This is a genomic window from Pseudomonas sp. A39 (assembly GCF_058145955.1).
In genome coordinates this window covers 1-6,389 of the sequence record NZ_JBYVMD010000095.1, presented here as the reverse complement: position 1 = coordinate 6,389, position 6,389 = coordinate 1, and the positions used below count along the sequence as shown (strand labels likewise).

The window sequence follows — 6,389 nt, the reverse complement described above, 5'->3', positions numbered from 1 at the left end:
CGCACGTCCTTGCCGGTGCGCACGTGGCGCATCTTCATGCCTTTGTCGTATTTGCCGGAGCAGATGCGCATGAAGGCGATGCGGTCGCGGTGTTTAGGGTCCATGTTCGCCTGGATCTTGAACACGAAGCCGGAGAACTTCTCTTCCACCGGTTCCACGGTGCGCTCGTTGGCGACACGGGGCAGCGGGCGCGGGGCCCAGTCCACGACAGCGTCGAGCACGTGATCGACACCGAAGTTGCCCAGGGCGGTCCCGAAGAACACCGGGGTCAGTTGGCCGTCGAGGAATTCCTGCTGGTTGAACGCGTGGCAGGCGCCTTGCACCAGTTCCAGTTGGTCGACAAAACGGTCGTACTCGTCGCCCAGGTGGGCGCGGGCTTCGTCAGAGTCGAGCTTCTCGATGATCTTGACGTCGGTGCGCTCGTGGCCATGGCCAGCGGTGTAGACAATGATGTAGTCGTCGGCCAGGTGGTACACGCCCTTGAAGTCGCGGTAGCAACCGATCGGCCAGGTGATCGGCGCGGCCTTGATCTTCAAGACGGCTTCGATTTCATCGAGCAACTCGATCGGGTCGCGGATATCGCGGTCGAGTTTGTTGATGAAGCTGACGATCGGCGTGTCACGCAAGCGGCACACGTCCATCAACGCGATGGTCCGTGGCTCGACGCCTTTACCGCCGTCGAGGACCATCAGCGCCGAGTCGACCGCCGTCAGAGTGCGGTAGGTGTCTTCGGAGAAGTCTTCGTGGCCCGGGGTGTCGAGCAGGTTGACCATGTGGTCGCGATACGGGAACTGCATGACCGACGTGGTAATGGAGATACCCCGTTGTTTTTCCATTTCCATCCAGTCGGAGGTGGCATGGCGGTCGGACTTGCGGGATTTCACCGTGCCGGCCACCGCGATTGCCTTGCCCATCAGCAACAGCTTCTCGGTGATGGTGGTTTTACCGGCATCGGGGTGGGAAATAATGGCGAAAGTGCGGCGTTTCGCGACTTCGGCGGCCTGGTGGGTCATGGGAAATCGCCTGGCAGGTGAGTCAAAAAAGGGCGGCGAGTATAGCGCAAACCCAGGAGGACGGACCACCGTTCAGCCCATTGGGGGTGGCTAAATGCTGCCAAGTGTGGAACCTTTTAAAAGGTAGAGACGTCCACTCCCCTGCTACCGCACTCGGAACAGGGGCTGATAAATCAGCAAGTTAGCCTGACGAGGCTGCGCTCATGGCTCGATCGGATACCGCGTTGCCGGTATCGGCGAGCTGCATTTCGCGACCACATTCAGAGGCAGCCAGGCATGGCATTGCCGCCGGAGAATGTGGGCGCCGACAGAAGAAAAAAGGAGTCCGCCTGTGGCTATTCGCTATGGCAAAGGGCTGATAGGAGGAGCGGTTGTCGTCGCCCTCTTGGCCCTGCTGGTCCACTGGATCGGCATCAACACGATCGAACTGTACCGCGACGATTTGTTGTTTTACCTGCAAGCTCATTTGATCCTCGTTCTAGTCTCCATGCTGGCCGCCCTGATTGTGGGCATCCCCGCCGGTATCCTGCTCAGCCGACCGAACATGGTCGGGCGCGCAGAACGCTTCATGCAGATCTTCAACATCGGTAACACCGTCCCGCCCCTGGCCGTACTGGCCATCGCCCTCGGCGTTCTTGGCATCGGCAGCGGCCCGGCCATTTTCGCGCTGTTCCTCGCCTCCCTCCTGCCTATCGTGCGCAACACCTACGAAGGCCTGAAAAACGTTCAAGGCTCGCTGAAAGAAGCCGCCACCGGCATCGGCATGACGCCGCGCCAGGTGCTGTTTCGCGTGGAATTGCCCAACGCCGTGCCGATCATCATCGGCGGTGTGCGCGTGGCCCTGGCCATCAACGTCGGCACCGCACCGCTGGCGTTCCTGATTGGCGCCAACAGCCTCGGCAGCCTGATCTTCCCCGGCATCGCCCTGAACAATCAGCCGCAATTGCTGCTCGGCGCCGCGTGCACCGCGTTGCTGGCGTTGCTGCTTGACGGTCTGGTGACCATGGCCAGCCGCCTCTGGCTGGAACGTGGGTTGCGTCCGTCTTAAGGCCTGGCAAAGGAAATCACATGAAAAGACTGACTCTGATATTGAGCTGCGTCCTGCTGTTTGCAGGCATTGCGCAAGCCGCTGAAAAACCGTTGATCCGCATCGGCGCCCGGGTGTTCACCGAACAGACCCTGCTGGCCGAAATCACCTCCCAGTACCTGCGCACCAAGGGCTATCAAACCCAGGTGACCGGCGGCCTGGGCAGCAACCTGGCGCGCAGTGCCCAGGAAAGCGGGCAACTGGACCTGCTGTGGGAATACACCGGCGTGTCGCTGGTGGCCTACAACCATGTCGACGAGAAACTCGACAGCGAACAGTCCTACGCTCGGGTTAAAGAACTCGACGCGAAAAAAGGCCTTGTCTGGCTCTCGCCGTCGCGCTTCAGCAACACCTACGCGCTGGCGTTACCCGAGAACGTGGCCAAGGAATTCCCGCAGATCAATAGCATCAGCGACCTGACCCAAGCCCTGGCGGAAAAAACCAAAGGCACGCGCCTGGTGGCCCTGGACACCGAGTTCGCCAACCGTTCCGACGGCATGGGTGGCATGGTCAAGCTGTACGACATGAACCTGACCCGCAAAAACACCCGGCAGATGGACGCGGGCCTGGTTTACACCGCGCTGCGTAATGGCCAAGTGTTCGCCGGCCTGGTCTACACCACCGACGGTCGCCTGAACGCCTTCAAGCTCAAGCTGCTGGAAGACGACAAGCACTACTTCCCGGACTACACCGCCGCGCCGGTGATTCGTCAGCAATACCTCGACCAGCACCCTCAGCTGGCCGCTGAACTCAAGCCGCTGGCCGATCTGTTCGATGACAAAACCATGCGCGAGCTGAATGCGCGGGTCGACGTCGAGCATGAAAGCCCGTCCGCCGTGGCCGCAGATTTTCTGCGCCAACATCCGATCAACTAAAGAGGAGAAGACATGGAATTTTTAAACGCCTTTTCCCATCTTGATTGGGCCCAAGTCCTGCATCTGACCTGGCAGCACATCACCCTGGTCGGCATCGCGGTGATCCTGGCAATCGTCGTAGGCGTGCCCCTGGGCGTGCTGATGACCCGCTTCCCCACCTTGGCCGGCCCGCTGCAAGCTAGCGCCACGGTGCTGCTGACCGTGCCGTCCATCGCCTTGTTCGGCCTGCTGCTGCCGTTCTACTCCAAGTTCGGCCAGGGCCTGGGGCCGATGCCGGCGATCACCGCCGTGTTCCTCTACTCGCTGCTGCCGATCATGCGTAACACCTACCTCGCCCTCACCGGCGTGGAACCCGGTATCCGTGAAGCCGCCAAAGGCATCGGCATGACCTTCGGCCAGCGCCTGCGCATGGTCGAGCTGCCCATCGCCGTGCCGGTGATCCTCGCCGGTGTGCGCACCGCCGTGGTGATGAACATTGGTGTGATGACCATCGCCGCCACCATCGGCGCCGGTGGCCTGGGTGTACTTATTCTGGCTTCCATCAGCCGCAGCGACATGTCGATGCTGATCGTCGGCGCCGTGCTGGTCAGTCTCCTGGCCATCTTCGCCGACCTGCTTCTGCAATGGCTGCAACGCTCGCTGACTCCAAAAGGACTGCTCAAATGATCGAACTTCAAAACCTGACCAAGACTTTTCAAAGCAACGGCAAGACGGTTTCCGCCGTCAACGACGTAAGCCTGACCGTCAACGAAGGCGAAATTTGCGTATTCCTCGGCCCATCGGGTTGCGGCAAGAGCACCACGCTGAAAATGATCAACCGCCTGATCAAGCCCACTTCGGGCAAGATTCTGATCAACGGCGAAGACACCACCGACCTCGACGAAGTGACCCTGCGCCGCAACATCGGCTATGTGATCCAGCAGATCGGCCTGTTTCCGAACATGACCATCGAGGAAAACATCGTGGTCGTGCCCAAACTGTTGGGTTGGGACAAACAAAAATGCCACGACCGCGCCCGCGAGTTGATGAGCATGATCAAGCTGGAACCCAAGCAGTACCTGCATCGCTACCCGCGTGAGCTGTCCGGTGGCCAGCAACAGCGCATCGGCGTGATCCGCGCACTGGCGGCCGATGCGCCGTTGCTGCTGATGGATGAGCCGTTCGGCGCGGTCGACCCCATCAACCGCGAGATGATCCAGAACGAATTCTTCGAGATGCAGCGCGCGCTGAACAAGACCGTGATCATGGTCAGCCACGACATTGACGAAGCCATCAAGCTCGGTGACAAGATCGCCATCTTCCGCGCCGGCAAGCTGCTGCAGATCGATCACCCGGACACGCTGCTGGCGCACCCGGCCGACGAATTCGTCAGCAACTTCGTGGGCCAGGACAGCACCCTCAAGCGCCTGCTGCTGGTGAAGGCCGAAGATGCCGCGGACAACGCGCCGTCGGTGAGCCCGGAAACGCCGGTGGCCGAGGCCCTGGAGCAAATGGACGAACTGGACCGTCGCTACGTGGTGGTCACCTGCGCCGAGAACAAAGCGCTGGGGTATGTGCGCCGCCGCGACCTGCACCGTCAGACCGGTACCTGCGGCCAGTATCTGCGTGAGTTCAACGCCACCGCGGCGTATGACGAGCATTTGCGCATCCTGTTGTCGCGCATGTATGAGTTCAACCGTTCGTGGTTGCCGGTGATGGATGCGGAGCGGGTGTTCCTGGGTGAGGTGACGCAGGAGTCGATTGCCGAGTACCTGAGCTCCGGTAAGTCGCGTGGGGGCAAGACCAGTATCGTGTCGCCGGCTGAGACTGCCCTGGCCTGATCTGACACAACACAGGTAAAAATGTGGGAGGGGGCTTGCTCCCGATGGCGGTGTTTCAGTCACTTCATCAGTCACTGATCCACCGCCATCGGGGCAAGCCCCCTCCCACATTTAGCCTCCGGTGTGTCAGGGAAATGCCCTCAATTTCCCTTCTGCGGGGAACATCATTCCGTCACACCGGTCGGTTACATAAGTAGCTGCACGGCATCGCGCGACGAACGCGTGCAAAAACGCGACATTTTTAGTTGATCTATGGCCCCTCACGTCCTAAAGTTCGCGCCGAACGTCCATGCTGGAAACGATCCATCCGGCTCAAGTACTGACGACGAGACAGCAAGGCCAAGGGACGCAAGTGATCCCATGGCCTTTTTGCTTTCGGCGACATGCCTTGGGAAGTAGGCGAACCAAAGTGGGGATACGGAGGACGTTCATTTGCACCCATTGCTAATTTCAGTTTGCCCTTAGGAGTTCCCAGCATGTCGATCAATGTCGAAGATTATTTCGCGCGCGCCACGTTTGACAAAATGAAGGCGTTCGCCGACAAGCAAGAAACCCCATTCGTGGTGATCGACACCGCGATGATCAGCCAGGCCTACGATGACCTGCGCGCCGGTTTCGAATTCGCCAAGGTCTATTACGCCGTCAAGGCCAACCCGGCCGTCGAGATCATCGACCTGCTCAAGGATAAAGGCTCAAGCTTCGACATCGCGTCGATCTACGAGCTGGATAAAGTGATGGACCGTGGCGTCAGCCCCGACCGTATCAGCTACGGCAACACCATCAAGAAATCCAAGGACATCCGCTACTTCTACGAGAAGGGCGTGCGCCTGTTCTCCACCGACTCCGAAGCCGACCTGCGCAACATCGCCAAGGCCGCGCCGGGTTCGAAAGTGTATGTGCGTATCCTCACCGAAGGCTCGACCACGGCTGACTGGCCTTTGTCGCGCAAATTCGGCTGCCAGACAGACATGGCCATGGACCTGCTGATCCTCGCCCGCGACCTGGGCCTGGTGCCGTACGGCATCTCGTTCCACGTCGGCTCGCAACAGCGTGACATCAGCGTGTGGGACGCGGCCATCGCCAAGGTCAAAGTGATCTTCGAGCGCCTGAAAGAAGAAGACAATATCCACCTCAAGCTGATCAACATGGGCGGCGGCTTCCCGGCCAACTACATCACCCGCACCAACAGCCTGGAAACCTATGCCGAAGAAATCATCCGCTTCCTCAAGGAAGATTTCGGCGACGACCTGCCGGAAATCATCCTGGAACCGGGCCGTTCGTTGATCGCCAACGCCGGCATCCTGGTCAGTGAAGTGGTGCTGGTGGCGCGTAAATCCCGTACCGCCGTCGAGCGTTGGGTGTACACGGATGTGGGCAAGTTCTCCGGCCTGATCGAAACCATGGACGAAGCCATCAAGTTCCCGATCTGGACCGAGAAAAAGGGCGAGATGGAAGAAGTGGTGATCGCCGGTCCTACCTGCGACAGCGCCGACATCATGTACGAGAACTACAAGTACGGCCTGCCGCTGAACCTGGCGATCGGTGACCGTTTGTACTGGCTGTCGACCGGTGCGTACACCACCAGCTACAGCGC

At 60.0% G+C, this 6,389-nt stretch carries 6 protein-coding genes; 5 read left to right on the top strand and 1 reads right to left on the bottom strand.

The genetic code is table 11. The features are described 5' to 3' along the window. Positions 1–1,013 (bottom strand): peptide chain release factor 3 (locus AC3ZU9_RS31100; RefSeq protein WP_490091773.1); only part of this gene is annotated, 1,013 nt, incomplete at its 3' end. A 295-nt stretch (positions 1,014–1,308) separates the two neighbouring features. On the opposite strand from AC3ZU9_RS31100, the gene AC3ZU9_RS31095 reads away from it, so the two are divergent. The 5 genes from AC3ZU9_RS31095 to AC3ZU9_RS31075 form a co-directional block, all read left to right on the top strand. After that, complete coding sequence (locus AC3ZU9_RS31095) at positions 1,309–2,061, top strand: ABC transporter permease (RefSeq protein ID WP_252120892.1); 753 nt, start codon at positions 1,309–1,311, stop codon at positions 2,059–2,061. 20 nt (positions 2,062–2,081) lie between these two features. Then, positions 2,082–2,975, top strand: a complete 894-nt coding sequence (locus AC3ZU9_RS31090) for a glycine betaine ABC transporter substrate-binding protein (protein WP_012722182.1) — start codon at positions 2,082–2,084, stop codon at positions 2,973–2,975. Between the two features lie 12 nt (positions 2,976–2,987). After that, positions 2,988–3,641 carry an ABC transporter permease gene (locus AC3ZU9_RS31085; protein WP_027604864.1) on the top strand — a complete coding sequence of 218 codons (654 nt, stop codon included), beginning with the start codon at positions 2,988–2,990 and terminating at the stop codon, positions 3,639–3,641. Beyond that, on the top strand, positions 3,638–4,795 hold the full coding sequence (locus AC3ZU9_RS31080) for an osmoprotectant ABC transporter ATP-binding protein OsmV (protein ID WP_012722180.1): 1,158 nt from the start codon (positions 3,638–3,640) through the stop codon (positions 4,793–4,795). Before AC3ZU9_RS31085 ends, AC3ZU9_RS31080 begins: the two co-directional genes overlap by 4 nt. Positions 4,796–5,271: 476 nt before the next feature. Next, the coding region (locus AC3ZU9_RS31075) for a type III PLP-dependent enzyme (protein ID WP_490091772.1) at positions 5,272–6,389 on the top strand (1,118 nt) is incomplete at its 3' end.

Bases quoted from the DNA above. Each gene is read 5' to 3' on its own strand.
- AC3ZU9_RS31095 (WP_252120892.1), top strand. From the start codon at position 1,309: ATGTGGGCGCCGACAGAAGAAAAAAGGAGTCCGCCTGTGGCTATTCGC.
- AC3ZU9_RS31090 (WP_012722182.1), top strand. From the start codon at position 2,082: ATGAAAAGACTGACTCTGATATTGAGCTGCGTCCTGCTGTTTGCAGGC.
- AC3ZU9_RS31085 (WP_027604864.1), top strand. From the start codon at position 2,988: ATGGAATTTTTAAACGCCTTTTCCCATCTTGATTGGGCCCAAGTCCTG.
- AC3ZU9_RS31080 (WP_012722180.1), top strand. From the start codon at position 3,638: ATGATCGAACTTCAAAACCTGACCAAGACTTTTCAAAGCAACGGCAAG.